The sequence below is a fragment of the Pseudomonas sp. HN2 genome, from assembly GCF_020736465.1.
Classification (GTDB): Bacteria; Pseudomonadota; Gammaproteobacteria; order Pseudomonadales; family Pseudomonadaceae; genus Aquipseudomonas; species Aquipseudomonas moraviensis_A.
Map to the genome: position 1 here is coordinate 5,023,215 of NZ_CP085885.1, position 25,561 is coordinate 5,048,775.

26 protein-coding genes, 1 pseudogene and 1 riboswitch are annotated in these 25,561 nt (G+C 60.8%); of the genes and pseudogenes, 13 read left to right on the forward strand and 14 right to left on the reverse strand.

The window, feature by feature from the left end; translation table 11 throughout:
• Positions 1-20 precede the first annotated feature (20 nt).
• From LIS66_RS22185 to LIS66_RS22195, 3 genes are all read right to left on the reverse strand, one after another.
• Positions 21-1,910 carry a DUF1302 domain-containing protein gene (locus LIS66_RS22185; protein WP_042609736.1) on the reverse strand — a complete coding sequence of 630 codons (1,890 nt, stop codon included), beginning with the start codon at positions 1,908-1,910 and terminating at the stop codon, positions 21-23.
• Positions 1,911-2,247: 337 nt separating this feature from the next.
• On the reverse strand, positions 2,248-3,930 hold the full coding sequence (locus LIS66_RS22190) for a fatty acid--CoA ligase (protein WP_064362151.1): 1,683 nt from the start codon (positions 3,928-3,930) through the stop codon (positions 2,248-2,250).
• A gap of 266 nt (positions 3,931-4,196) precedes the next feature.
• Positions 4,197-4,826, reverse strand: a complete 630-nt coding sequence (locus LIS66_RS22195; protein ID WP_042609734.1) for a LysE family translocator — start codon at positions 4,824-4,826, stop codon at positions 4,197-4,199.
• 278 nt (positions 4,827-5,104) lie between these two features.
• Between LIS66_RS22195 and LIS66_RS22200 the strand changes: the two genes are divergently transcribed.
• The 3 genes from LIS66_RS22200 to LIS66_RS22210 all read left to right on the forward strand — a co-directional run bounded on the left by LIS66_RS22200 (position 5,105) and on the right by LIS66_RS22210 (position 7,938).
• On the forward strand, positions 5,105-6,070 hold the full coding sequence (locus LIS66_RS22200; protein ID WP_227973053.1) for a 2-hydroxyacid dehydrogenase: 966 nt from the start codon (positions 5,105-5,107) through the stop codon (positions 6,068-6,070).
• 32 nt (positions 6,071-6,102) lie between these two features.
• Positions 6,103-7,101 (forward strand): class I SAM-dependent methyltransferase, encoded by a 999-nt coding sequence (locus LIS66_RS22205; RefSeq protein ID WP_227973054.1) that lies wholly within the window; start codon positions 6,103-6,105, stop codon positions 7,099-7,101.
• Between the two features lie 40 nt (positions 7,102-7,141).
• A riboswitch (yybP-ykoY riboswitch) is annotated at positions 7,142-7,264 on the forward strand.
• A gap of 89 nt (positions 7,265-7,353) precedes the next feature.
• Complete coding sequence (locus LIS66_RS22210; protein ID WP_042609731.1) at positions 7,354-7,938, forward strand: TMEM165/GDT1 family protein; 585 nt, start codon at positions 7,354-7,356, stop codon at positions 7,936-7,938.
• Between the two features lie 172 nt (positions 7,939-8,110).
• Here LIS66_RS22210 and LIS66_RS22215 read toward each other — a convergent pair whose 3' ends face one another.
• Positions 8,111-8,929: a M48 family metallopeptidase gene (locus LIS66_RS22215; RefSeq protein WP_039761327.1), complete on the reverse strand. Its 819-nt coding sequence runs from the start codon at positions 8,927-8,929 to the stop codon at positions 8,111-8,113.
• A gap of 1,430 nt (positions 8,930-10,359) precedes the next feature.
• Here LIS66_RS22215 and LIS66_RS28055 point away from each other — a divergent pair.
• Together LIS66_RS28055 and LIS66_RS28060 are read left to right on the forward strand one after the other, a co-directional pair.
• A pseudogene (locus tag LIS66_RS28055) lies at positions 10,360-10,419 on the forward strand (hypothetical protein); the annotation flags it as partial.
• A 198-nt stretch (positions 10,420-10,617) separates the two neighbouring features.
• Positions 10,618-11,322 (forward strand): methyl-accepting chemotaxis protein, encoded by a 705-nt coding sequence (locus LIS66_RS28060; RefSeq protein ID WP_416220767.1) that lies wholly within the window; start codon positions 10,618-10,620, stop codon positions 11,320-11,322.
• 207 nt (positions 11,323-11,529) lie between these two features.
• On the opposite strand, the gene LIS66_RS22225 is transcribed toward LIS66_RS28060, so the two are convergent.
• From LIS66_RS22225 to LIS66_RS22235, 3 genes are read right to left on the reverse strand one after another with little or no spacing between them, the layout of a single operon-like run.
• Entirely contained in the window at positions 11,530-12,153 is a 624-nt protein-coding gene (locus LIS66_RS22225; RefSeq protein ID WP_227973056.1) for an SOS response-associated peptidase, read from the reverse strand.
• Positions 12,154-12,188: 35 nt separating this feature from the next.
• Positions 12,189-12,449, reverse strand: a complete 261-nt coding sequence (locus LIS66_RS22230; RefSeq protein ID WP_042609728.1) for a putative signal transducing protein — start codon at positions 12,447-12,449, stop codon at positions 12,189-12,191.
• A 9-nt stretch (positions 12,450-12,458) separates the two neighbouring features.
• Complete coding sequence (locus tag LIS66_RS22235) at positions 12,459-12,641, reverse strand: CPXCG motif-containing cysteine-rich protein (protein WP_042609727.1); 183 nt, start codon at positions 12,639-12,641, stop codon at positions 12,459-12,461.
• Between the two features lie 141 nt (positions 12,642-12,782).
• Here LIS66_RS22235 and LIS66_RS22240 point away from each other — a divergent pair, with 141 nt between their 5' ends.
• A complete protein-coding gene (locus LIS66_RS22240; protein ID WP_172667923.1) occupies positions 12,783-13,946 on the forward strand; it encodes a 1-acyl-sn-glycerol-3-phosphate acyltransferase in 1,164 nt (387 codons plus the stop codon).
• 89 nt (positions 13,947-14,035) lie between these two features.
• On the opposite strand, the gene LIS66_RS22245 is transcribed toward LIS66_RS22240, so the two are convergent.
• Positions 14,036-14,314: a hypothetical protein gene (locus LIS66_RS22245; protein ID WP_042609725.1), complete on the reverse strand. Its 279-nt coding sequence runs from the start codon at positions 14,312-14,314 to the stop codon at positions 14,036-14,038.
• A gap of 193 nt (positions 14,315-14,507) precedes the next feature.
• On the opposite strand from LIS66_RS22245, the gene LIS66_RS22250 reads away from it, so the two are divergent.
• Positions 14,508-14,714 carry a hypothetical protein gene (locus tag LIS66_RS22250; protein ID WP_016770662.1) on the forward strand — a complete coding sequence of 69 codons (207 nt, stop codon included), beginning with the start codon at positions 14,508-14,510 and terminating at the stop codon, positions 14,712-14,714.
• A 255-nt stretch (positions 14,715-14,969) separates the two neighbouring features.
• On the opposite strand, the gene LIS66_RS22255 is transcribed toward LIS66_RS22250, so the two are convergent.
• Positions 14,970-15,554 (reverse strand): YajG family lipoprotein, encoded by a 585-nt coding sequence (locus tag LIS66_RS22255; protein WP_042609724.1) that lies wholly within the window; start codon positions 15,552-15,554, stop codon positions 14,970-14,972.
• A gap of 205 nt (positions 15,555-15,759) precedes the next feature.
• Here LIS66_RS22255 and LIS66_RS22260 point away from each other — a divergent pair, with 205 nt between their 5' ends.
• Positions 15,760-15,993, forward strand: coding sequence for a hypothetical protein (locus LIS66_RS22260; RefSeq protein WP_064362138.1), 234 nt, complete (start codon positions 15,760-15,762; stop codon positions 15,991-15,993).
• 703 nt (positions 15,994-16,696) lie between these two features.
• Positions 16,697-18,205 carry a malate dehydrogenase (quinone) gene (gene mqo / locus LIS66_RS22265; RefSeq protein WP_042609722.1) on the forward strand — a complete coding sequence of 503 codons (1,509 nt, stop codon included), beginning with the start codon at positions 16,697-16,699 and terminating at the stop codon, positions 18,203-18,205.
• Positions 18,206-18,355: 150 nt separating this feature from the next.
• Here the strand turns inward: mqo and LIS66_RS22270 are convergent, their stop codons facing one another.
• From LIS66_RS22270 to LIS66_RS22280, 3 genes are all read right to left on the reverse strand, one after another.
• Positions 18,356-18,643 carry a PA4642 family protein gene (locus LIS66_RS22270; protein ID WP_042609721.1) on the reverse strand — a complete coding sequence of 96 codons (288 nt, stop codon included), beginning with the start codon at positions 18,641-18,643 and terminating at the stop codon, positions 18,356-18,358.
• 63 nt (positions 18,644-18,706) lie between these two features.
• Positions 18,707-19,186 (reverse strand): hypothetical protein, encoded by a 480-nt coding sequence (locus LIS66_RS22275; protein ID WP_116657779.1) that lies wholly within the window; start codon positions 19,184-19,186, stop codon positions 18,707-18,709.
• 161 nt (positions 19,187-19,347) lie between these two features.
• A complete protein-coding gene (locus LIS66_RS22280; RefSeq protein ID WP_016773231.1) occupies positions 19,348-19,905 on the reverse strand; it encodes a hypoxanthine-guanine phosphoribosyltransferase in 558 nt (185 codons plus the stop codon).
• A 164-nt stretch (positions 19,906-20,069) separates the two neighbouring features.
• Between LIS66_RS22280 and upp the strand changes: the two genes are divergently transcribed.
• Positions 20,070-20,708 (forward strand): uracil phosphoribosyltransferase, encoded by a 639-nt coding sequence (upp, locus tag LIS66_RS22285; RefSeq protein WP_024014279.1) that lies wholly within the window; start codon positions 20,070-20,072, stop codon positions 20,706-20,708.
• A gap of 2 nt (positions 20,709-20,710) precedes the next feature.
• A complete protein-coding gene (locus LIS66_RS22290) occupies positions 20,711-21,985 on the forward strand; it encodes a uracil-xanthine permease family protein (protein ID WP_027612217.1) in 1,275 nt (424 codons plus the stop codon).
• A 102-nt stretch (positions 21,986-22,087) separates the two neighbouring features.
• Here LIS66_RS22290 and hemH read toward each other — a convergent pair whose 3' ends face one another.
• Complete coding sequence (hemH, locus tag LIS66_RS22295; RefSeq protein ID WP_227973057.1) at positions 22,088-23,113, reverse strand: ferrochelatase; 1,026 nt, start codon at positions 23,111-23,113, stop codon at positions 22,088-22,090.
• A gap of 13 nt (positions 23,114-23,126) precedes the next feature.
• Positions 23,127-24,029 (reverse strand): TIGR01777 family oxidoreductase, encoded by a 903-nt coding sequence (locus tag LIS66_RS22300; RefSeq protein ID WP_042609718.1) that lies wholly within the window; start codon positions 24,027-24,029, stop codon positions 23,127-23,129.
• Between the two features lie 197 nt (positions 24,030-24,226).
• Here LIS66_RS22300 and LIS66_RS22305 point away from each other — a divergent pair, with 197 nt between their 5' ends.
• Entirely contained in the window at positions 24,227-25,213 is a 987-nt protein-coding gene (locus LIS66_RS22305; RefSeq protein WP_123420105.1) for an NAD(P)/FAD-dependent oxidoreductase, read from the forward strand.
• Entirely contained in the window at positions 25,210-25,425 is a 216-nt protein-coding gene (locus LIS66_RS22310) for a TIGR02450 family Trp-rich protein (protein ID WP_042609716.1), read from the forward strand. The genes LIS66_RS22305 and LIS66_RS22310 overlap by 4 nt, the downstream gene beginning before the upstream one ends.
• The last annotated feature ends 136 nt before the right edge of the window (positions 25,426-25,561 follow it).

A 25,561-nucleotide genomic window follows, 5' to 3' on the forward strand; every position in this document is an offset into this window, starting at 1 on the left:
TTCGTCCTGAAATGCAGTGCTTAGAAGTTCACGCCGAAGCTGAGCGCCACGAAGTCGCGGTCATCCACGGTGGTGTACTTGCCGTCGAAGAAATTGGTGTAGGCCAGGCTCGCGGTGTAGGTGTTCTGGTATTCGGCATCGACGCCCAGGCTGACCGCTTTGCGACCCTCTTCGAAGTTGCCGCCAGGGCCTGGCGAGTAACCGCTGACGTCGTGGGACCAGGCCACGTTCGGCTTGAGGTTTACGCCGGCGAACACGTCGTTGTATTCCCAGATGGCACGACCACGGTAGCCCCAGGACATCGAGGTGGTGAAACCGTCGTTGTCGCAATTGCGGCTGCGGTTGTTCTGCGGTGAACCCGGGCCGGCGCCGTTGATGGTGCTGGCGTTGAGGATGTTGGCGCAGGTATTGGTGGTGCCAGTGGCCGGCAATTCGCCCGGGCCGTAGACCGGATCGCGGCCATAACGCATGTCGGAACGGCTTTCCAGCCCGCCGACGTAAGTCGCGCCCACTTCACCGACGAGGGTCAGACGGCTGGCGCCCATGACCTGATCGAAGAAGTGCGTGAAGGTCGTCTGGATCTGGGTGATTTCCTTGCGCTCATAGCCGTGCAGGTCCTGACCCGGTACGCCAGTGAGCAGCGAAGCGTTGGTCAGCGCGCCGCCCAGTGGACGCACGCCGGCAAACAGGATGTCGGTGGAGTTCAGTTGCACCGGCGCGTTCGGACGATAGCTGATCTCACCGCTCCACGCCGTACCGGTAGGCAGGGTGGTGGAGAAGCTCAGGCCGTAGAGACGAATGTCTTCCGGGTATTCGATGAAGTAATTGGAGTTGCCCGCAACCAGCAGCGGTGCGAGCGCGGCGAACGGCCCCGGCAGCGCGGCGGCGGTGTTGTACACCGACTGCGGCGCACCGGTGGCGCTGAAGATCGGCGCACGGCTGTGGTAGTTCATGAAGTAGGCGCCGAACTCGGTATCGAGTGGCTCGAACATGTATTTGAGGGACGCGCCCCACTGGCCGCTGTCGCGGGCATCACGGTCCGGCCCACGGCGCACGAGTACGCCTTCTTCGTTGACATCCACGCCTGCGCCCGCCAACGGCCCGAGGGCGATGGCCGGAATCTGCGAACGCTTGTTCAGCACGCGCAGATTGCTGTCGCAACCGTCGGCAACGATGTCCGGCTGGGAGAAGAACGTGCCGCAGTTGTCGACGACGGTCTGGTCCCATTCCAGTTGATAGAACGCTTCGGCCGAGAGGTTATCGGTGAGGCTCTGGGACACGTAGAACATGTTGACCGGAATCAGGCCTTCCTTGATCTCGGCGCCCGGACGACGGAACGCGGAGACGTCGATCGGGTTGATCGAGTTGATGCCGCCGCCGATGAAGGTACTTTCACCCCAGCTCACCACTTGCTTGCCCAGACGCACGGAACCCGGCTGATCGGCAATCGCGTAGTTGTGGTAGACGAAGGCGTCGAGGATCTGCCCGCCCGAGGACTTGGCGCCCTCTTTGCGGTTGCTGTCGCTGATGTCCTTGAACTGGCGGCTTTCGTCCTTCAGTTCGAAGTCGTACCAGTATTTGCCACGGACGAACACGCCGGTGTCGCCGTATTTCAGTTCAAGGTCATGGATGCCCTTGAAGATCTTCGAGAAGGTTTCGCCGCTCTTGAAGTTGGCGTGACCGTCATCGGAAGTCTGCGACAGGCCATGGCCGCCATTGTTGACGCCGATGAGGTTCTTGTTCGGGCTCTGCGTGGACCAACTGGCACCGATCGACAGGGACGAGTCGAACTGCCCTTCGATTTCACCGACGTTGAAACTGACGCCGAATGCAGGCCCGGCGAGCGAGGAGGCAAGACTGACCGCCAGAGGCAGTTTCGCCCGGCGCCAGAACTGGTTTGCTGAGGTCATCGACGCTACTCCATGTGCATTATTGTTATGGCAGTGAGTACTTTTAAAAACGCTGTGGAGGACCGGGCGCCAGGGCTGCCCGAAATCGTTCCAGAGTTGCTCGCCCCGATCAGTGCGTGTGCTCCGTTTTCAAAAAGTCCTTGAGCGGACTATAGCCAGCGGGTGGTAGTGCTTGATCCCTCTAAAGTGTGATTTGCAGCCGCCAACCACTCTGGAACAGTCCTTTCGCCAGTCCGACACAAGTCGGCACGGCAAGGATGGCTGATTTTTTCGATTTCACAAGCCAAGCGCTTGCTTGGTGGGTCTGGCGCGCCGGTTTCGGCGCGCCAGCAGGCACTCAAAGTGTCGAAAGGAAGGTGCTGTTATTGGCCTGCCACTCGGTGATGTCGAGGCGGATACGCTTCTTGTCGAGCTTGCCGACACTGGTCTTGGGAATTTCGGTAACAAGGGCGATCTGGCTGGGGATCGCCCACTTGCTCAGATGCCCCAGCTCGACGAACGGCTTGAGGTGTTCCTTGAGCTCACGCGCACCGATCACCTGCCCTTCGCGCACTACCAGCAAGGCAAACGGACGCTCGCCCCACTGCGGGTCGGCAATGCCCACCACTGCTACTTCGCGTACCGCCGCATGCCGACTGATCAGGTCTTCGAGGTCGAGGGAGGAGATCCACTCGCCGCCGGTCTTGATCACGTCCTTGATACGGTCACGAATGTCGATCACGCCCATGCTGTCGAGCGTGGCGACGTCGCCGGTGTGCAGCCAGCCGCCGGCCCAGAGCTCGGCGCCCTTCTGCGGTTCATTGAAGTAGCCTTCGGTCAGCCATGGCGCGCGCAGCACCAGTTCGCCCTGGGTTTCGCCGTCGGCCGGGAGGAAGTTGCCCTCGCCGTCGACAATCGCCGCTTCGACCAATGGCCCCGGCACACCGGCCTTGATCCGGTAAGTGGTGCGCTCGTCTTCAGTCCCGGCCATCAATTCATCGTTGAGGTGCGCGCAGGACACCAGCGGCCCGGTTTCCGACATACCGTACGCGGCCGTCAGCTGAATGCCGCGCGCCTTGGCGTTTTCATACAGGCTGCGATTGAGCGCGCTGCCGCCGATGACGATCTTCCAGCCGCCGAAGTCGGCATCCTGCGCGGCTTTGGCGTTGAGCAGCATCTGCAGGATCGTCGGCACGCAGTGGGAAAAAGTCACCTTCTCCTTGCGCCACAACTCCACCAGATATTCCGGATCGTAACGCCCGGGATAGACCTGCTTGAGCCCGAGCATGGTCGCCACGTAGGGCAATCCCCAGGCGTGGACGTGGAACATTGGCGTGATCGGCATGTACACATCGTTGGTGCCGAGCAGGCGCACGCTGTCGATCGACCCCATGATCGTCGCCACGCCGATGGTGTGCAGCACCAGTTGCCGGTGGGTGAAATACACGCCTTTCGGATTGCCCGTCGTGCCGGTGGTGTAGAACGTGGTGGCCACCGAGTTTTCGTCGAAGTCCTGGAAATCGTATTGCGCACTTGCAGCGGCCAGCAGTTGCTCGTATTCACCGACGAGGTTGGGCAGCTCTGCAGTTTTCTCCGGAAGATCGGTCAGCAGCAGGGTTTTCTCGACCGTGGTCAACTGCGGCGCGATGGCCTGGTAGAGCCCGACGAACTCGCTGTTGACCAGCACGAAGCGGTCCTCGGCGTGATTCATGGTGTAGAGGATCTGCTCCGGTGACAGTCGCACGTTGATGGTGTGGATCACCGCGCCGATCATCGGAATGGCGAACATGCATTCCAGGTAACGATGGCTGTCCCAGTCCATCACCGCCACCGTGTCGCCGGCCTTCACGCCAGCAGCGGTGAGCACATTGGCCAGCCGCGCAACACGTTCGATCAGGGTCGGATAGCTGTAGCGCAACTGGTCACGGTAGATGATTTCGCGGGTTTTCTCGTAACGGGCGCCAGACATCAGCAGCCGTTTGATCAGCAATGGATACTGGTAGGCCCCATCGGCCGGCGGAATGACCCGAGTCTGCAACATAAGAATCCCTTTTCTGACTGCACGGTGTTGGCGGAGAGATTCGTACTCTAGTGCGCCTGCAAGACAGTCAAATCAGCCAAAGGAATGATTTGCAGAACCGCGCAAATGCTAGCTTTGCGCCAGCATTTCGGGCTGATCCGGAAGAAAACACTACTTGTGGGAGCGAGCCTGCTCGCGAAGGCGTCGGGTCAGTCGACATCTTTGGTGGCTGGACTAGCGCTTTCGCGAGCAGGCTCGCTCCCACAGGGATTAATGTGTTCCAGTTCTCAGTGCATCTCGGTAAACGCGATTTTCACGCCGAGCGCGATCAGAACCGCGCCCATGGTGCGGTCGAACCAGTGGCCCATGCGGGCGAAGCCGGCGCGCACGCGGTGTTGGCTGAACAGCATCGCCACAAGACAGAACCAGATCGCCGTCGCCACCGCCAGGTACACGCCGTAACCGGCCTGCACGGCCAGCGGCGTGTGCGGGTTGATCACCACGGTGAACAGCGAAAGGAAAAACAGCGTGGCTTTGGGATTCAGGCCGTTAGTGACGAAGCCCGAGGTGAACGCACCCCGCGCGGTACGCACGCCGGCTTCCTTGTGCAAGTCATCGGTGACGGTTTTCGCCGGTTGCGCGCGCAAGGCCTTGAAGCCGATGTACAGCAAGTAAGCCGCTGCCGCCCACTTCAGCGCGTTGAACAGCACGATCGATTGCGACACGATCAGACCGATGCCAAGCAACGAATAGCCGACATGCAGGAAAATCGCCGAGCCTACGCCCAGCGCGGTCCAGGTGCCGGCGCGACGCCCATGGGTGACGCTCTCGCGCACCACCACGGCAAAGTCCGGGCCGGGGCTGGCGACGGCGAGCAGATGGATCAGTGCAACGGTCAAGAACTCGGTCCAGTACATGGGGGCTCCTATTTTTCAGGGGTAAACATCCAATCGGCAGTCACCACCCATTTGTGGCGAGGGAGCTTGCTCCCGCTCGGCTGCGCAGCAGTCGTAAAACCGGTACACCGGATAGTGCTAAGACAACCTCATTGGGCTTGGGTCTGCTTCGCAGCCCAGCGGGAGCAAGCTCCCTCGCCACAGGTATTACAGCGGCTCATGCTGCCGAGTAACCAATTGTTTCATCTGGTAGGCTCGGCAGAGTACGCCCTCCGCTCACAGCACAAAAGGTACAGTTGATGACGAACACGCGCCGCGCGGTATTCCTGGATCACCCTTCGCTGGACCTCGGCGATCTGGACCTCAATCCGTTGCGTGAATGCTTCAGCGATCTGCAGCTGTTCGCCCAGACTTCGCCGGAACAGGTCAGCGAACGCCTGCAAGGCGCCAGCGTGGCGATCACCAATAAAGTCGTGATCGATGCGGCCGCGATGACTGCCAATCCGCAACTGAAACTGATCCTGATCAGCGCCACCGGCACCAACAACGTCGACCTCACCGCCGCTCGCGCTCACGGCATCACCGTGTGCAATTGCCAGGCGTACGGCACCCCGTCGGTGGCGCAACACACGATCATGCTGTTGCTCAACCTCGCCACGCGCCTGGCCGACTATCAGAAAGCTGTGGGCGAAGGCCGCTGGCAACAGGCGAAACAGTTCTGCCTGCTCGACTACCCGATCGTCGAACTGCAAGGCAAGACCCTCGGCCTGCTCGGGCATGGCGAACTCGGTGGCGCCGTGGCGCGGTTGGCCGAAGCGTTCGGCATGCGCGTGTTGCTCGGGCAGATTCCCGGGCGCCCGGCGCGGCCGGATCGTTTGCCACTGGAGCAACTGCTGCCGCAGATCGACGCCCTGACCCTGCACTGCCCGCTCAACGAGGATACCCGGCATTTCATCGGCGCCCGTGAGCTGGCCTCGATGAAGCCCGGCGCATTTGTGGTCAATACCGCTCGTGGCGGCCTGATCGATGAGCAGGCGCTGGCCGATGCTTTGCGCAGCGGTCACCTCGGCGGTGCTGCCACCGATGTGTTGAGTGTCGAGCCCCCGACCCAGGGCAATCCGCTGCTCGCCGGCGATATTCCGCGCCTGATCGTCACCCCGCACAACGCCTGGGGCAGTCGCGAGGCACGCCAGCGTATCGTCAGCCAACTGAGCGAAAACGCCGAAGCGTTTTTCAGCGGTGAGGCGCTGCGGGTCGTCAGTTGATAAACTGCGGCACTTTTTTTCAAGGAGCAGTTATGGATCCGCGCAGTGAAGTACTGCTTCGTCAGGCCGAGTTATTCCAGGGTTCGCTGTTGTTGGCGGGCTTGCCTGCCGACGACTTGCTCGGGCGTCTGCCCAACGCGTTCGGCTGGTGCTGGCACGCTGGCGATCAAGCCGCGCTGGACGCACGTTTCGAGGGCCGCAGCCAGTTCGGCGTGAATGTCCCGGAGCGCAAATTCGACAGCGCCGTGGTGTTTCTGCCCAAGTCCAAGGACCTGACCGACTACATCCTCAACGCCGTGGCGTCGCGTCTGGCCGGGCGCGAGGTGTTTCTGGTCGGGGAAAAACGCAGCGGCATCGAAGGCGCCTCCAAGCAGCTCAATCCGTTCGGCAAGCCGCGCAAACTCGACAGCGCCCGCCACTGCCAGCTCTGGCAAGTCACCGTGGCCAATGCGCCCGAAGCGAAATCCCTCGAAAGCCTGGCGCAGACTTACGAACTGCCGTTGGCCGAAGGGCCGTTGAAGGTCATCAGCCTGCCGGGCGTGTTCAGCCACGGTCGACTGGATCGCGGCAGCGCCCTGCTGCTGGAACATCTGGACAAACTGCCGAGCGGCCATCTGCTGGATTTCGGTTGCGGCGCCGGCGTGCTCGGGGCTGCGGTGAAACGTCGCTATCCGCACAATCAGGTGACCTTGCTCGATGTCGACGCGTTCGCCGCCGCCAGCAGCCGTCTGACCCTGGCCGCCAACGGCCTTGAGGCGGACGTCCTGACCGGTGATGGCATCGACGCCGCACCGATGGGTTTGAACGCAATTCTGAGCAACCCGCCGTTCCATGTCGGCGTGCACACCGATTATTTCGCCACAGAGAATCTGCTGCGAAAAGCGGCCAAACATCTGAAAAACGGTGGCGAACTGCGCCTCGTGGCCAACAGCTTCCTCAAGTATCAGCCGCTGATCGAGGAGCACTTGGGCATTTGCGCGATCAAGGCTGAAGGCAATGGTTTCCGCATTTACCGGGCCAAGCGCGGTTGAAAATTTGTTCTTGCCCAATCGGATTTGCCTAGGCAGAATCCGCTCCGTCCTAGGGGAGTAGTCTCCCACGAGCGTCAAGCTCGTCCGGCATACGTCAACATACTTGATCCTCAGATCATGGCGTATGCGACCCAAGCGTCCGCAGCAGACGGATCGCAGGGTTTGACAAGACCTATGACACGCACACCTTACCCGGGGCGGGAAGGCTGTACGTGTCATAGCCGTGTCGACCCGCCCCTTAGGAAATTCCTGATGCTGGACTCGTTACTCGTTCCCACCGCTATCGTTGCCTTGGCCGAAATCGGCGACAAGACGCAACTGCTCGCGCTGATTCTCGCCGCTCGCTTCCGCAAACCCTGGCCGATCATTGCCGGGATTGTCGCCGCGACCCTGGCCAACCACGCAGCAGCCGGTGCGGTAGGTGCCTGGTTCGGCAGTTTCTTCTCCGACGCCGTGCTGCACTGGATCCTCGCCGCCAGCTTCGCGGCCACAGCACTGTGGACTCTGGTCCCGGACAAGATGGATGACGACGAAGCCAGCACGGCGCGCAAGTTCGGGCCGTTCCTGACGACCCTGATTGCGTTCTTCCTCGCCGAGATCGGCGACAAGACCCAGATCGCCACCGTGATGCTCGCCGCGCAATACCCGGAACTGTGGCTAGTGATCATCGGCACCACCGTGGGCATGTTGATTGCCAACGTGCCGGTGGTACTGGCGGGTAATTTCGCCGCGGACAAACTGCCACTGACCCTGATCCGCCGCCTCGCGGCTTCGGCGTTCATGATTCTGGCGATTGTCGCGGTGTACAAGGCCATGCAGAGTAGTGGCTGGGTTTGACCCTACTCCTGATCTGGAATGAACTGTGGCGAGGGAGCTTGCTCCCGCTGGGCTGCGAAGCGGCCCCAAACGCTGCAATCGCGGTGTAACAATGTCACCGCATTGCCTGCATTTACGACTGCTGCGCAGCCGAGCGGGAGCAAGCTCCCTCGCCACAAGGGCCCCGTCAATCTCAGGATTTTGGGGCTTTTTCGTACAGCGGCATCACTTTTGGAATGGCTGCCTGCAACGCCGCAATGCGACTGCTCGATGCCGGGTGAGTGCTCATGAATTCCGGTGGCGCGCCCTCGGAAGCCTTGCTCATCTTGTCCCACAAGGTGATCGCCGCGTTCGGGTTGTAGCCGGCGCGGGCGGCCAGCTCCAGACCAATCAGGTCGGCTTCGTTTTCGTTGGCGCGGCTGTTGGGCAAGGTCATGCCGTAGTTGGCCACGGTGTCGGCCAGCGCCAGGCTGTCCTGACCCAGCCCGAACAACGCACCGGCGCCCTGCTTCGCCATCTCCATGCCATAAGCCTTGGACATCGCTTCACGACCGTGCTCGCGCAGGGCGTGGGCGATTTCATGGCCCATGACCGCGGCAATTTCGTCGTCGGTGAGTTTCAGGCTGTCGATCAGCCCGGTGTAGAAAATGATCTTGCCGCCAGGACCGCAGTTGGCGTTGAGCTCATCGCTCTTGATCAGATTGACTTCCCACTGCCACTGCGCCGCGTCCGGGCGGAAGGTCGGTGCCTGGGCGATCAGCCGGTTGGCGATGGTCTGCACGCGCTTGGCTTCCGGGCTGGTCTTGTCCAGCACACCTTTGCTCGACGCCTCGCCGACGGTCTTCTGATACGACTGCGCGTACATCTGGTCGACCTCTTGCGAGGACAGCATGCTGAACATGTACTGCTTGCGCTCCACGCCCACGGCACCGCCGCTGGTGGTGTTGACCGACTGACAACCGGCCAGCAACAGCGCTGCGCTCAGTGCACTTGTAACCAATGTCTTGTTCATTCAAAAACTCCCTGAAAACCTGAGGCGTATCCTAGGCGGCTAATGGTATCGGCGCCAGATACACCGGACGCATTGCGCGTACATTCACCTATGGCCGCAAGACGCGGTGGAAATTCCTCAACGCACATTGAATCCGCCGTGCACCGATCCATCCACGACATCGCGCGGCGATTCCGACCAACGTCTCTCATGGCCCTGCACGCGCCGCCGATAAATCCCTCGCAGATTGTCCTCTTGCGTGCGGAGCTCCCATGAAGTTCAAGTCGATCCAGTTTTCCGTCGCCGCCCTGGCCGGCGCCATCGTTCTCAGCGTGGTCGCGGCGCTGGTGCTGTATGCACTGTTCTCCGGCGCTCGCACTCAAGAAATGGTGCAACAGCGCACCCAGGCGCAGTTCGAGCAAGTGATCGAGCAGCGCCTGACCTCGTTGGCCCAGACTCAGGTCAGCCAGATCCAGCGCGAACTCGAAGCGCCGCTGCTGATCGCCGGCGGCCTGGTTCGCGTCAACGCTCTGCTCGGCACAAACGGCACCGATGGCCAGCCGCGCCTGAGCCTCAGCCGCGAACAATTGATCAGTCTGATCAAGGAAAACGTCGAAAAGAACCCGAAGATTCTCGGCACCTACATCGGCTGGGAAAAAAACGCACTGGACCACAATGACGCGGCCTACGTCGGCAGCGCCGTGGTCGGCATCGATCCGGCCAACGGGCGCTTCCTGCCGTGGTGGTTCCGCAATACCGACGGCAGCCTGGGCGTGGACAAACTGGCCGATGTCGACGATCAGAAAACCCTGTCCACGGGCGTGCGCGCCAGCGAGTACTACCTCTGCTCCAAGGAAACGAAAAAGCCCTGCGTGATCGACCCTGCACCGTACAAGGTCGGCGACAAAATCGTCATGCTCGCCTCGTTCATCGAACCGATCATGGTCAACGGCGCGTTCCAGGGCATCGTCGGCGCGGACCTGTCGGTGAACTTCATTCAGGACATGCTCCTCGCCGCCAACCAGAAGCTTTACAGCGGGGCCGGTGAAATGGCGCTGGTCGGCGGCAACGGGCGGATCGTTGCCTATACCAAGGATTCGAGCAAATTCGGCGAAAAGGTCAGCGACATCCTCGACGCCGAACAAACCAGCAACCTCGCCAATCTGAAGCGCGACGAGGTGACCTACTCGGTCAATCAGGCCAAGGGCCGCATCGAGCTTTACCTGCCGTTCGGCATCGGCCAGACCGACGCGCGCTGGACGCTGATGCTGCAATTGCCGCTGAATGCGGTGATGGCTGATCTGCAAAACCTCCAGGCCGACCTCGAAGCCCAGCGCAAATCCGACACTTTCGGCATGGCCATGGTCGGCCTGATCATCGCCGGCATCGGCCTGCTGGTGATCTGGCTGGTGGGCCACGGCATTGCCCGGCCACTCAAGCAAATGGTCGCCATGCTCGATGACATCGCTCAGGGCGAAGGTGATCTGACCCGGCGTTTGAGCAGTGACCGCAGCGATGAACTGGGTTCGATTGCCAAAGGCTTCAACACCTTCCTCGCCAAGTTGCAGGCGATGATTACGCAAGTGGTGACCTCGGTGCAGAGCGTCAGCGATTCCTCGGAACACACCGCCGACATCGCCATCCGCACCAACATCGGCGTGCAGAAACAAATGGCCGAGATCGATCAGGTGGCGACCGCCGTGCAGGAAATGACCGCCACCGCCCAGGACGTCGCGCGCAACGCCACCCAGGCGGCACAAGCAGCGAGCCACGCCGATCAAGCCGCCAGCCAGGGCATGCAGATCGTCCGCGACACCTCCAATTCGATCGGCGTACTGGCGGTGGAAATCGGCAAGGCTGTCGACGTGGTGCAGACGCTGGCCAAGGACAGCGAAAACATCAACGCCATCCTCACCGCCATTCGCGGGATCGCTGAACAGACCAACCTGCTGGCTCTGAACGCGGCGATCGAGGCCGCGCGGGCCGGCGAGCAGGGCCGCGGTTTTGCCGTGGTCGCCGACGAAGTGCGCAATCTGGCGCAGAAAACCCAGAAAGCCACCGAAGAAATCCAGGCGATGATCCAGCAATTGCAGCAAGGCACTCGCGATGTGGTGCGCGTTATGGAAGACAGCCAGAGCCGCACCGACGAGAGCGTACAGCACGCGGCGAAAGCGGCCGAGGCGCTGGAGACGATTACCCAGGCGGTGTCGGTGATCAACGACATGAACACGCAGATTGCCAGCGCCGCCGAGGAGCAGAGCGCGGTTGCCGATGACATCAATCGCAACGTGATCAATATCGGTCAGGTGGCGAATGAAGTGGCCGGCGGTGCGGATGAGTCAAGTTCGGCGAGCGCCGGGTTGACCAAACTGGCGGAACAGCAGCGGCGGTTGATCAATCAGTTCAAGGTTTGAAAGATCAAGAGCCCCTCACCCTAGCCCTCTCCCGGAGGGAGAGGGGACCGACCGCGATGTCTTGCGCTATACATCGACCTGAAAAAAAACAGTCGATTATGGATTCACAACAGATCGTTCAGGTCGGTGTACCTCTGAAGCATCCCCCATTCGGCCCCCTCTCCCTCCGGGAGAGGGCTGGGGTGAGGGGCTTTTGATCTAAATGCCTTAAGCCGGGGTCAGACACTCCGGCCCATTCAATTTCGGATCATTCACCAGATTCGCCAACACCCGCTCGCGCAGCGCCGCCGGCTCGCTGGCGAGCAAACCCTGCAACACATGCAGCGGCGTTGCGGGATCCAGCCAGGCAGCTTGCCCGGCCTCATCAAGAATCAACGGCCGCCGCTGGCTCGCCGCCGACTGAGTGATCACCGCCGTGCTCAGCCAGACCTGCTCCTGCACCGGATACGCCTCCCAGATCGCCGCGAAAAACAGCGACGAGCCCTCCCCCGGCGTCAGCCAATACGGGCGCTTGCGCTGGGTGCCGCGCCATTCGTAAAAGCCGTTGGCCGGCAGCAGGCAGCGCCGCAGACGCAAGGCCTCACGAAACATCGGCTGTTCTGCGACGGTTTCAGCGCGGGCATGGGCCGGGGTTTTCGACAGATCGGTCAGCCACGGCGGCGTCAGGCCCCAGCGCGCAAGGGCCAATGTGCGCTGGCCGTCTTCGTCGGCACGCAGCATCAACACCGAATCATTGGGGGAAATGTTCCACTGCGCCTGCTGATCGGCGGGAAAACCTGGCAGGGCCGCGAAGTCGCGGTTCCAGCGAAACAGGGCATAACGTCCACACATGGGGCAACACGACTCTTGATCAAACGAACGTCAGCCTAACAGACCAGCGTCCCGGGGAAGCTCTCCGGTTCGTCGCCGGGCAGCGGCAGCGCGGCATTGTACGCGGTGATCAGTTCACGGGCGTATTCGGCCTGATCGTTGTCCACCGACAACCCGAGCAGGCCGAAGATCGGCAGTTCCCCCGTACCGCCCACCAGATCACGGCCGATCAGGTGCGCCTCGATTCCTTCATTGGCGAGCATGCCCTTGAGCATCTCGCCTTCCATCAGGTTTGCCGGTTCGTAGATGCGCTGCATACGCGGCCCTCACTCGTTTTCGCTGAAGACTTCGAGAAACCAGTCTTCACCGTGCACCTGCAGAACAAAGGTGATCGGCCGGCAGCACACCTGACAGTCCTCAATGTAAGTCTGATCGCCACCGGACAGGTCCACGGATGTTTCAACCACTTCCCCACAATACGGACATTCATACTCAGCGGCTTCCAGCATCGCGGTCTCCCAAGTGACTTGTGCGTATAATCGCCGGTCTATTTGCAGGGCTATTTTTGTCTGACTACTTTTCAGACCGTGCCCCGCGGGTTTTCGATCAAAACCTTTACTTACCCTAGCCGTTTCCAACAAGAGAGCATGATGGGCGAATTCGATGCCATCCGACCTTACGACGACAGCGAAGTACCTGCGGTACTGGCAAGGCTGCTCGGCGACAAGGCGTTTCTAGATATCCTCACCCACTTCCGCTTCCCGCGTTTTGCCGGTGCCTTCGGCTGGATGCTCAAACCTCTTATAGCCCATCGTCTGCGTCGTGAGTTTGCCGACGTGAATTCCGTGGCTACCTTACAGGACAAAGTCGAGTACTACGTCGACCACACCATCGAGCGCGCCACCGACGGCGTGACCTACACCGGTGTCGAGCAGTTCAAGTCCGGCAGCGCCTACCTGTTCATCGCCAACCACCGCGACATCGTCATGGACCCGGCCTTCGTCAACTACGCCGTGTATCACGCCGGCCTGCCGACACCGCGAATCGCGATTGGCGACAATCTGCTGCAGAAGCCGTTTGTCAGCGACCTGATGCGCCTGAACAAGAGCTTCATCGTCCACCGCTCGATCACCGGCCGTCGCGAGAAAATGGCGGCGTATCAACTGCTGTCGGCCTACATCAACCACTCGATCCGCAACGACTGCGCGTCGATCTGGATTGCGCAGGCTGAAGGTCGGGCCAAGGATGGCGATGACCGCACCGAGTCGGCGATCCTCAAGATGTTCCACATGAGCCGCAAGGACGAGCCGTTCGGCGAAGTGATCCGTTCGTTGAACGTGACGCCAGTGTCGATCAGCTATGAGTACGACCCGTGCGACCAGGCCAAGGCCCGCGAGCTGTACATCCGCGCCACCACCGGCACCTACGCCAAGGCGCCGGGCGAGGATGACGTAAGCATTGCCAAGGGCATCACCGGCTACAAGGGCCGGGTGCACGTGAACTTTGCCGCGCCGATCACCGAGGTGTTCGAGGACACCAAGCAATTGGCGATCGAGATGGACAAGCAAATTCTCGGCGGCTACCGGTTGTTCCCGGTGCATTACCTGGCGTACGCGCAGTGGGCGGATGCCGATCCGCAATTGAACGTGCCGAAGGCGGCAGAGGTGTTCCCGGCCGACGAACTGGCCAAGGCGCAGGATGAATGGCAGAGCCGACTGGACGCCTGCCCCGCTGAGCATCGTCCGTATCTGGTGCTGCAATACGCGACGCCGGTGCGCAATCAGTATCGGGTCAAGGCTGGGTTGCCGCTGTAATTTTTCAGAGCAAGATCAAAAGATCGCAGCCTGCGGCAGCTCCTACAGACATCTGTGTAGAAGCTGCCGCAGGCTGCGATCTTTTGTTTTCAGACGCGGGTGCTGATCCACGAGACCAGCAGCGCCAGGCCCAGGCAAGCAAAACCAAAACGATAGAAAAACCGGTTCATGCGCAACGTTGCCCAATCGAGCATCGGCTCGGCATTCGGCTGCGCCTGGCGCTGGGCGGCGAGACTGGCCTGGGCACGTTGCTCACGGCGGCGGGTCGCGTGCAGCAGCCAACTGCCCGGAAACGCCAGCAGCAAGGCCAGCAGATTGATCAACTTGGCGGGATGGGCGGTAAACAGCGTCATCAAGTGCAGCGACATCACAGACCTCGAACTTAACCGGTGTGGCAGACGCCAGACCGACGACCGCGGCGCGGATTCTACCCAAACCGGCCCACCCCGCCCCAGCCTTTGCGACAAATAACCTGACAATCGACCGATGGCTGTCCTGTGTCATGGCACCGTCACGTGGATGCTGCACCCTGCGCGCCTCGAAACCCGAATGGAATGCGACATGCTGCACGCGGAAAACCAGGATCGCCTGTACCTCATCACCCCATACGACGACCAGCAAAGTCTGGTGGGCAGCCTTGCCTTCAATGTCCAGGATCGCCATTGGCTGGTGTATTGCGCGCTGGGCGGGCATCAGCATGCGGATTTGCCTGAGACCGATTTGCTCACGGGCGTAAGCGTGCTCGATTTCTATTCCCAGGCTGCCTGAACGTCAAAAAGCACCCTCACCCTAGCCCTCTCCCAGAGGGAGCGGGGACTGACCGAGGTGTTTGCGGTAGATACGCCGACTTGATATACCGAGCCGAACTCAGGTTTTGAACCACACGCGATCGGCTCCCTCTCCCTCGGGAGAGGGCTGGGGTGAGGGGAATCGGTTTCCCATACGACACAAATCTCAGACCTGGCAGCCAAAAAAAAGCCCGAAATCATCAATGATCCCGGGCTTTTTCACATCCGCCGAAAATTACTCAGCGAGCACCTGCCCCACCGTCGGGTCCTTGAACAGACGCGTCAACGCATCGCTCAATACATCGCTGACCAGTTTGGTATTGGTTTCCTGATTCGGCGCCATGCCGAAGCGCTGGTCCAGCGACGCACCGTAGCGACCGCTGTAACGGCGGTTGGCGTTCTGCACGTCGGAGCGGAAGGTCGCGCCGATGGTTGCTTCGGTCACGTACATGCCTTCTTTCGGCGACTGGTATTTCAGCTCGGCCAGGGTCACGGTCAACTGCGGCGCATTGGGTGCGCTGGTGGTCGGGGTGAAGCCGAGCAGGCGTACGGCGGCTTCGGCCTGGGCCTGCAACTTGGGCAGGATCTGCTCGCGCTGCACGGTGATGGCGCTGGTTTCCGGGTACAGACCGCCACGGGTGCCGAGGGTTGGCGACGGACGACCGTCGACCACACGCACCACGACCGGCTGACCGCGACCGACCGCTGGCAGTTGCGTGGTCAGCTTCGGCTCCGGATTCAGTTGTTGCGGGCTGTGGGCGCAGCCGGCCAGGGTCAAACCGGCGACAGTGATCAAACCGAACAACAGGCGTTGCAACATGCTCTTCTCTCCAGAATCAGGCACAAACAGGCCGGCAGTATAGCGGTGGGCCACTGCGCGTAACCAGCGCCGCACAGTGAATACTGAAATGTCTGACAAACCCCGCCGAAAGCGGTTCCTGTCACACATTCTTCACTGTCCATACACCGCGACGTCACGGCCCCCCGGCAAGCTTCACAGCAGTCCTCCTTCAAGGAACTCTGCCATGCGTTATCTGATCTCGCTGTTCGCCCCGCGCCCGCTACATCGCAGCTTTGCCCTGCTCGACCGCAACGGCCATTGCCAGGCCTTCAAGCAGTGCAGCCTGCAACCGATGGGAGACGGCTGGGTGGAAATCGAAGAAATCCGCCTGACCTGGCTGCACCAGCCATTGCCCGCCAGCGCGCGGGTCGTACCGCGACAAATGCGCGCACGGGGTCAGGTGCAGTTGAGCATCTGACCGGATGCCTAATAAAAGTCATTAAACACGAGCAACTGCGCGCATTTCTTCGCTACAATCTCCCCCCGATTATAAGGACGTCTCCTGATCGGGCCCCGCAACAGCGTCAATGCGCATGCATCGACATCAAAATCGCCCACAGAGAGCCGCCCACACAGATCGAGTGAAGTTGGCGCGCTTGCCTGTTCTTCCGGCAAAACCCCGCTTTTCGCGAATCTGCAGAGCTGTCATTCGCTCGGCCACCGCGTTGTTTTGCCCTTGCGGGCAGGTGCCAGGCCAAGGCAGCCCTTTTTGAGGTTCACGTCTTCAAAAGAGCGTGAAAAAAACGGGTTTTCACAACTTCACAAGAGTGTGGCGAGCAAATGAATAGTTTTGCGTCTGAACATGCACCATTAGCGTCTGAAACAGCCCAACGACACAGGACCGGGTATACCTCGAATACCGGAGCCTGAAGCCTGTCCGCTACGGATTTGGTTGCACGAAAACGGATGTCTCGACCATAAGTCGAATTGCCAGCCCCGGGCGAAAATGCGTTCATGGAACGCTTGAAACCAGGCCGCACGCATCCGTCGAAGTTGCGAAAAATTGCGAAGATTCGGACATGGCCAACCTGACCACGGATAGCCCGGGCCCACTGACCTGCCCTGGAACGCCTGGCAGCCATGCCGACAATTTGGTGCTGCAGATTTGGGAGACGCGTTAAATGGCGCATAACGAAGCAGTCGACGTAGTTCTGGTAGGGGCCGGCATCATGAGTGCCACCCTGGCCGTACTGCTCAAAGAGCTCGACCCCGCGATCAAGCTGGAAGTCGTCGAGCTGATGGATTCCGGTGCTGCCGAGAGTTCCAATCCATGGAACAACGCCGGTACCGGCCACGCCGGCCTGTGCGAGCTGAACTACACACCGCAGGCCGCCGACGGCAGCGTCGACATCAAGAAAGCCGTGCACATCAACACCCAGTTCGAGGTGTCGAAGCAGTTCTGGTCGTACCTGACCAAAAAAGGCACGTTCGGCTCGTGCAAATCCTTCATCAGCCCGGTGCCGCACCTGAGTTTCGTTCAGGGCGAGAGCGGTGTGTCGTTCCTCAAGGAACGCTTCAATGTCCTGAGCAAGCACCACGCGTTTGCCGACATGGAGTACACCGAAGACAAAGGCAAGATGGCCGAGTGGATGCCGCTGATGATGCCGGGCCGCTCGCCGGACGAAGTCCTCGCCGCGACCCGCGTGATGAACGGCACCGACGTCAACTTCGGCGCCCTGACCAATCAGTTGCTCAAGCACCTGAGCAGCGCCCCGGACACTCAGGTCAAATACTGCAAGCGCGTGACCGGGCTCAAGCGTAACGGCGCCGGCTGGACCGTCAGCATCAAGGACGTCAACAACGGCAACACTCGCGAAGTCGACGCCAGGTTTGTCTTCCTCGGCGCCGGTGGCGCGGCCCTGCCGTTGCTGCAGGCTTCGGGCATCGAAGAAAGCAAAGGCTTCGGCGGCTTCCCGATCAGCGGCCAGTGGCTGCGTTGCGATAACCCGGAAGTGGTCAAGCACCACCAGGCCAAGGTCTACAGCCAGGCGGCCGTGGGTTCGCCACCGATGTCGGTGCCGCACCTCGACACCCGCGTCGTCGACGGCAAGAAATCCCTGCTGTTCGGGCCATACGCCGGTTTCACCACCAAGTTCCTCAAGCACGGCTCCTTCATGGACCTGCCGATGTCGGTGCGCGCAGGCAACATCGGGCCGATGCTGGCGGTGGCAAAAAACAACATGGACCTGACCAAGTACCTGGTCAGCGAAGTGATGCAGTCGATGGAGCAGCGTCTGGAATCCCTGCGCCGCTTCTACCCGCAGGCGAAAGCCGAAGACTGGCGCCTGGAAGTGGCCGGTCAACGGGTGCAGATCATCAAAAAGGACCCGAAAAAGGGTGGCATTCTGCAGTTCGGTACCGAACTGGTCGCGGCGAAAGACGGCTCCCTCGCCGCCCTGCTTGGCGCATCGCCAGGCGCGTCGGTGACCGTTTCGATCATGCTCGAGCTGATTGAAAAATGCTTCCCGGGCAAAGCGTCCGGCGAGTGGGCCGCTAAACTGGCAGAAATCTTCCCGGCCCGTGAAAAGGTTCTGGAAACCGATGCTGCGCTGTATCGCAAGATCAACACGCAGAACAACATCGCCCTGGAACTGGTTGAGGAAAGCAGCGAGACGCCAAGCTTTGCTTGATCTCCTTGCATAAAAAAACGCCCCATTCGGGGCGTTTTTTTTGCCTGCCAGAATCAAAAGATCGCAGCCTTCGGCAGCTCCTACAGGGTATACATCAATCCCGTGTAGGAGCTGCCGAAGGCTGCGATCTTTTGATCTTGTCTTTTGACCTTAACCGCGCGCCTTCTCGATCAACTCGATGTACTCGGCGGCATTACGCTGATCCTTGATGTGATCAACAAAAGTCTGGCCCTGCTCGTCCTTGCCATCGACGTCATAACCGGCCGCGACGAAGAAGCCCAGAAAACGCTCGAAATCATCGATACGCAGGCCACGATAGGCCTTGATCAGTTTGTGCAGCGACGGCGAAGTGGCGTCGACCGGTTCAAAATCGAGGAACAGCTTGATCTGCTCATCGCCGATCTCGTCACCAATCACTTGTTTCTTATCTTTACGCATTGCCGACTCCAGCTCGCAGACATGACACGGGGCGGGCAGTTTACCCCTGCCCGACCGCCCGGCTCAACGCGGACGAATCGCACCGGTGTGCAAATCCGCCCAGATATGGCCGTTGGCATAACTGAGGAACTGCACATACACCGTGTCGTTGCGCAGCAGATCCATCACCACACGGTATTGCGCCAGTGGATAGAACAGCGTCAGGGTTTTGCTTTTTTCGTCGTAGGCCGGTTTTTTCAGGCTCTTGCTTTCGCCGTCGAAACTCACCAGCACCTGAGCAATGGTCGCGCCTTTGTTCAGCGATTTGCCCTTGAGGCGGATCAACAAGGACGAGGTGACCGGAATCGGCTGCTGACTGGACTGGCGCTGCGCACCGACCACCACTGAATACTCGCTGACCTGCAGCAGTTGCTGCTGCTCAGGCTCGGCGTCGCGCAGGGTCAGATCGTCCGGCGGCAGGAACTGGCTGTGCATCGGCGCGGCGGACAGTGGCAGGCTGAGAATCAGCAACGAGGCGGCGAGACTGCGGATCAAGAGGCGCATGACGGACTCCGGAGGGCGGGGCCGGGCACTCTAGCATGGGTATCACACAAACAAATGTAGGAGTGAGCCTGCTCGCGATTGCGGTCTGTCAGCAACGTAACTGTTGGCTGGTATGACGCTATCGCGAGCAGGCTCACTCCTACAGGGGATGGTGCTTTGGATTACATGCCTTTAACGGCGTAAATCCCGTTGGCATTGCGCCAGTAGCCTTTGTAGTCCATGCCATAACCGAAGATATAGCGGTCGATGCACGGCAGGCCGACGAAATCGGCTTTCAGGTCAGGGCGCGCCTTGCGGTCGTGATCCTTGTCGATCAGCACGGCGGTGTGCACTTTGCGCGCGCCGGCGTGTTTGCAGAAGTCGATGATCGCGCCCAGGGTGTGACCTTCGTCGAGGATGTCGTCGATGATCAGCACGTCGCGGTCGATGAACGAGACTTCCGGCTTGGCTTTCCAGAACAGATCGCCGCCGCTGGTTTCGTTGCGATAACGGGTCGCGTGCAGGTAGGACGCTTCCAGCGGGAATTGCAGATGCGTCAGCAGTTTGCCGGAGAAGATCAGGCCGCCGTTCATCACGCAGAACACCACCGGATTGCTGTCAGCCAGTTGTTCGTTGATTTGTGCACCGACGCGAGCGATGGCCGCCTCGACTTCAGACTCGGTGTACAGGCAGTCAGCCTCTCGCATGATTTGACGGATATGCTCGAGATCAGCGGACATGGCGCTCTCCAGGGGTTGGCGGAATTGGAAAAGCGGGCAAAGGTACGCATCCCGCGAGGTCGAATCAAGCTCTTATGGACTAACGTACAGAATGTCCTATAGGACATCACCCTCGGATAGATTAATCTAGGCCGGTTTTTTTGCCCGCCGCCGGAGCCTTTCCCATGCCCATCCTCGAGATCCGCCATCCGCTGATCCGTCATAAACTCGGCCTGATGCGCCGCGCTGACATCAGCACCAAGAATTTCCGCGAGCTCGCTCAGGAAGTCGGCGCCCTGTTGACCTATGAAGCTACAAAAGATTTGCCGCTCGAATCCTACGACATTGCCGGCTGGTGCGGCACTGTGTCGGTGGAGAAGATCGCCGGCAAGAAGATCACCGTCGTGCCGATCCTGCGTGCCGGCATCGGCATGCTCGAAGGCGTGCTCAGCCTGATTCCGGGTGCCAAGGTCTCCGCCGTGGGCGTGGCCCGCAACGAAGAAACCCTGCAAGCGCACACCTATCTGGAAAAACTGGTACCGGAAATCGACGAACGTCTGGCGATGATCATCGACCCGATGCTCGCCACCGGCAGTTCCATGGTTGCCACCATTGACCTGCTCAAGAAGGCCGGATGCCGCGACATCCGCGCCATGGTTCTGGTCGCCGCGCCGGAAGGCATTGCCGCCGTAGAACAGGCGCACCCGGACGTGACCATCTACACCGCATCCATCGATGAGCGCTTGAACGAGCACGGCTACATCATTCCTGGGCTTGGCGACGCCGGTGACAAGATCTTCGGCACCAAGCAGAAGGACGCGTAACCATGCAGCAAGAGTTCAACGATCCGCTCTGGCGCACGGTGCTGTCCGGCGCGCAGATGCTGTTCGTGGCTTTCGGCGCTTTGGTGCTGATGCCACTGATCACGGGCCTGGACCCGAACGTGGCACTGTTTACCGCAGGTCTGGGGACGATCCTGTTCCAGATCGTCACCGGACGTCAGGTGCCGGTGTTCCTCGCGTCGAGCTTCGCTTTCATCACACCGATCATCCTCGCCAAGGGCCAGTTCGGCCTCGCCGCGACCATGGGTGGAGTGATGGCGGCCGGTTTCGTCTACACCTTCCTGGGCCTGGCCGTGAAGATCAAAGGCACCGGCTTCATTGACCGGTTGCTGCCACCGGTGGTGATCGGTCCGGTGATCATTTCCATCGGCCTGGCCATGGCGCCGATTGCCGCGAACATGGCGATGGGCAAGGCCGGTGACGGCACCGAGCTGATCCACTATCAGACGGCGATGATGATTTCCATGCCGGCGCTGCTGACCACGTTGATCGTGGCAGTGTTCGGCAAGGGCATCTTTCGTCTGGTGCCGATCATTTCCGGCGTGCTGGTGGGATTTGCCATGTCGTTCTATTTCGGCGTGGTCGACACGGCGAAAATTGCTGCCGCGCCCTGGTTCGCCCTGCCGCATTTCACCGCGCCGGAGTTCAACTGGCAGGCGATTCTGTTCATCGTTCCGGTGGCACTGGCTCCGGCGATCGAGCACATCGGCGGTGTGATTGCCGTGGGTAGCGTGACCGGTCGCGATTACCTGAAGAAGCCGGGCCTGCATCGCACCCTGCTTGGTGACGGTATCGCCACCACCGCCGCCGGCCTGTTCGGTGGCCCGCCCAACACCACTTACGCCGAAGTCACCGGCGCAGTGATGCTGACCAAGAACTACAACCCGAAAATCATGACCTGGGCGGCGATCTTCGCCATCACCCTGGCCTTCATCGGCAAGTTCGGCGCGCTGCTGCAAAGCATTCCGGTACCGGTGATGGGCGGGATTCTGTGCCTGTTGTTCGGTTCGATTGCGGCGGTGGGCATGAACACCCTGATCCGCCACAAGATCGACCTGGGCGAAGCGCGCAACCTGGTGATCGTCTCGGTGACGCTGGTGTTTGGCATTGGCGGTGTGCTGGTCGGCACCGGCACCGGTCCGGACGACTTCGGCCTCAAAGGCATCGCGCTGTGCGCGGTGGTGGCGATTGCGCTGAACCTGATCCTGCCGGGTAATGACGGCTGGAAGAACAAGAAGGCGGATGAGCCGCTGATTTAACGCCTGAAGATTTTTACTGCCTGACAGATAGCTATCGCGAGCAGGCTCACTCCTACAAGGTCAACGCAATACCTGTAGGAGTGAGCCTGCTCGCGATTTGCTTTAAAGGGCCAGCGGCGCGCGTTCGCAGAGCGTCGCCAAAGCCTTGGCCCATTGCGCGTCGTCGTTCAGGCACGGCACCAGCACCAGTTCCTCGCCCCCCGCTTCGCGGAACTGTTCCTTGCCGCGATCGCCGATCTCTTCCAGCGTCTCGATGCAATCGGCGACGAACGCCGGGCACATCACCAGAATCTTTTTCACCCCGCTTTTCGCCAGTTCATCCAGCCGCGCTTCGGTGTACGGCTCGATCCATTTCGCCCGGCCCAGGCGGGACTGAAACGACACCGACCACTTGCCGTCCGCCAGGCCCATGGTTTTGGCGAAGGCGGCGGCGGTGCGGAAACACTGCGCGCGATAACAGGTCGCCAATACCGCCGCAGAGGCGGTCTGGCAGCAATCGGCGCCCTTGAGGCAGTGATCGCCTGTCGGGTCGAGTTTGCTCAGATGCCGCTCAGGCAAGCCGTGAAAACTCAGCAGCAGATGGTCGTAATCCTGCTGCAGGTGTGGGCGCGCGCTGGCGGCCAGTGCTTCGATGTATTCCGGCTGATCGTAGAACGGTTGCAGGATCGACAGCTGCACGTCGAGTTTCTTCTCGCGCAGCACGCGTCGGGCTTCTTCGATCACCGTGGTCGTGGTGCTGTCGGCGAACTGCGGATACAGCGGCGCCAGCGTGATTTTCCGGTGTCCGGCCTTCACCAGACGCAGCAGACAGGTTTCGATCGACGGCTCGCCATAACGCATCGCCAGATCCACCGGACCGTGTTTCCACGTTCGGGTCATCTGCTCCTGCAAGCGGCGGCTGAGCACCACCAGCGGCGAGCCCTCCTCCCACCAGATCGACGCATAGGCATGGGCCGATTGCTCGGGACGCTTGATCAGGATCAGCGACACCAGCAGCCGCCGCAGCGGCCACGGCAGATCGATCACGTACGGGTCCATCAGAAATTGATTGAGGTAGCTGCGCACATCGGCCACCGAGGTGGAGGCCGGAGAGCCCAGGTTGACCAGAAGCAAAGCGTGATCGGTCATGCAACGTCCTATTTCAGAGGCGGCTGGAGAGATCATCCAGGGCCGCGCGTAAATCCGTGAAGCGGAAGCTGAATCCCGCTTCCAGCAAGCGTGCCGGCGTCGCGCGCTGGCCGCCGAGCAATAACAGTGACAGCTCGCCGAGCATGACTTTCAGCGCCAGGGTCGGCATCGGCATGAACACCGGGCGGTGCAATACGCTGCCCAGGGTCTTGGCAAATTCGCGGTTGCGCACAGGTTTCGGCGCGCAGGCATTATAAGGACCGCTGGCCTGATTGCGGTGCAGAAGAAAATCAATCAGGGCGATTTGATCGTCGATGTGAATCCATGGCATCCACTGCCGGCCATTGCCCAACGGCCCGCCGAGCCCGAGCTTGAACGGCAGCAACAGCCGCGACAAAAAGCCGCCCTCGGCCGACAGCACCAGACCGGTTCGCACCAGCACCACGCGGATGCCGAGGTTCTCGGCGCGCAGCGCGGTTTCTTCCCAGGCGATGCACAACTGACTGGCGAAGTCGTCGATGCCGGGCGGCGACTCTTCAGTCAATTCGCGCTCGCCACCGTCGCCATACCAGCCGATCGCCGAGCCGGAAATCAGCAGCGACGGTTTCTGCGCACGAGTTTCCAGCCACGCCAGCAGCGTTTCTGTCAGTGTGATGCGACTGCTCCAGAGCAATGCCTTGCGTCGATGGGTCCAGGGGCGATCGGCAATCGGCGCGCCGGCGAGATTGACGATCGCATCTAGCGGCTCTTCGCCGAGGTCCTCCAGCCGCGCAATCCCGCGCACTTGCGGGCCGCAGATCTGCGCGACCTTTTCCGCACGGCGACTCCACACCGTCAGGCGATGGCCCTGCTCCAGCCAGTGTCGGCAGAGCTGACGTCCGATCAAACCAGTACCGCCGGTCAGCAATATGTGCATGACATCTTCCTCGCGTGGCGTTTAACCCGGATCACTAGTCTATTTTTATAGGCAGGGATCTTTTCTATCGGGCAGGCTCTATGGTTTAACAATAGGCCAAGCTGTCAGAACGAGAACGCTAGAAGTTATACCAAAAAACAGAATTGTACAGGTTTCATCGACGGCGTAGTCTGTACAGAAAGGTAAACGAGGCCCCTATGACTGTACCTATCGCAATCATTGGCACCGGCATCGCCGGGCTCTCCGCCGCCCAGGCTCTGACAGAGACCGGGCATACCGTTCAACTGTTCGATAAAAGCCGTGGCAGCGGCGGGCGCATGTCGAGCAAGCGCAGCGACGCTGGCTCGCTGGACATGGGCGCTCAATACTTCACCGCGCGTGACCGGCGTTTCGTTACCGAAGTGCAGCGCTGGCAGAGCCAGGGCTGGGCCGCCGAGTGGACGCCGCAGCTCTACACCTTCCAGGGCGGGCAACTGAACATGTCGCCGGACGAGCAGACCCGCTGGGTCGGTACGCCGCGCATGAGCGCCATCACCCGCGGCCTGCTCGATGGTCTGGATGTGCAGTTTGCCTGCCGCATCACCGAGGTCTATCGCGGCGAAGAACACTGGCATCTGCAAGACGCCGACGGCTGTACCCACGGCCCCTTCAGCCATGTGGTGATCGCCACGCCGGCACCGCAAGCCACCGCGCTGCTGGCCGCCGCGCCGAAACTCGCCGGCGTTGCTGCCGGGGTGAAAATGGAGCCGACCTGGGCCGTCGCCCTCGCCTTCGAAACCCCGCTCGATACGCCGATCGAAGGCTGCTTCGTGCAGGACAGCCCGCTTGACTGGCTGGCACGCAACCGCAGCAAACCCGGGCGCGACAGCACCCTCGACACTTGGGTGCTACATGCGACCAGTGCCTGGAGCCGACAGCACATTGATCTGTCCAAGGAAGCGGTCATCGAGCATCTGCATGGCGCTTTCGCTGAATTGCTGCACAGCGCCATGCCTGCGCCAACCTTCAGCCTCGCCCACCGCTGGCTCTACGCGCGCCCCGCGACCGGCCACGAATGGACCACCCTGGCCGACGCCGATCTGGGTTTGTATGCCTGTGGCGACTGGTGTCTGTCGGGTCGCGTCGAAGGCGCCTGGCTCAGCGGTCAGGAGGCTGCACGTCGCTTGCACGAACACCTGCAATGAATCGGATCAATCCACGCAAACTGCTGCTGTCGAAATGGACAGCAGCCCACCCGCAGAATCGCGAAAAGCATTTTCTGGTCACCGAACTGATCCGCGATGAAGAAGGCACGGTACTCGAGGTCGAGTTGCAGGCGGTGCTGACCCAGCGTAGCGAGCGAATGGATTGGCGAACGCTTCAGGACAATGAAAACTGGGTACTGGGCTGGAAATAAATTCCCTTGTAGGAGTGAGCCTGCTCGCGAAAGAGCTGTATCAGATACGAAATCATTGACTGACCCACCGCTTTCGCGAGCAGGCTCGCTCCCACAGATTCAGCGCCGCACGAAAAACCTTATACAAAACATTTGA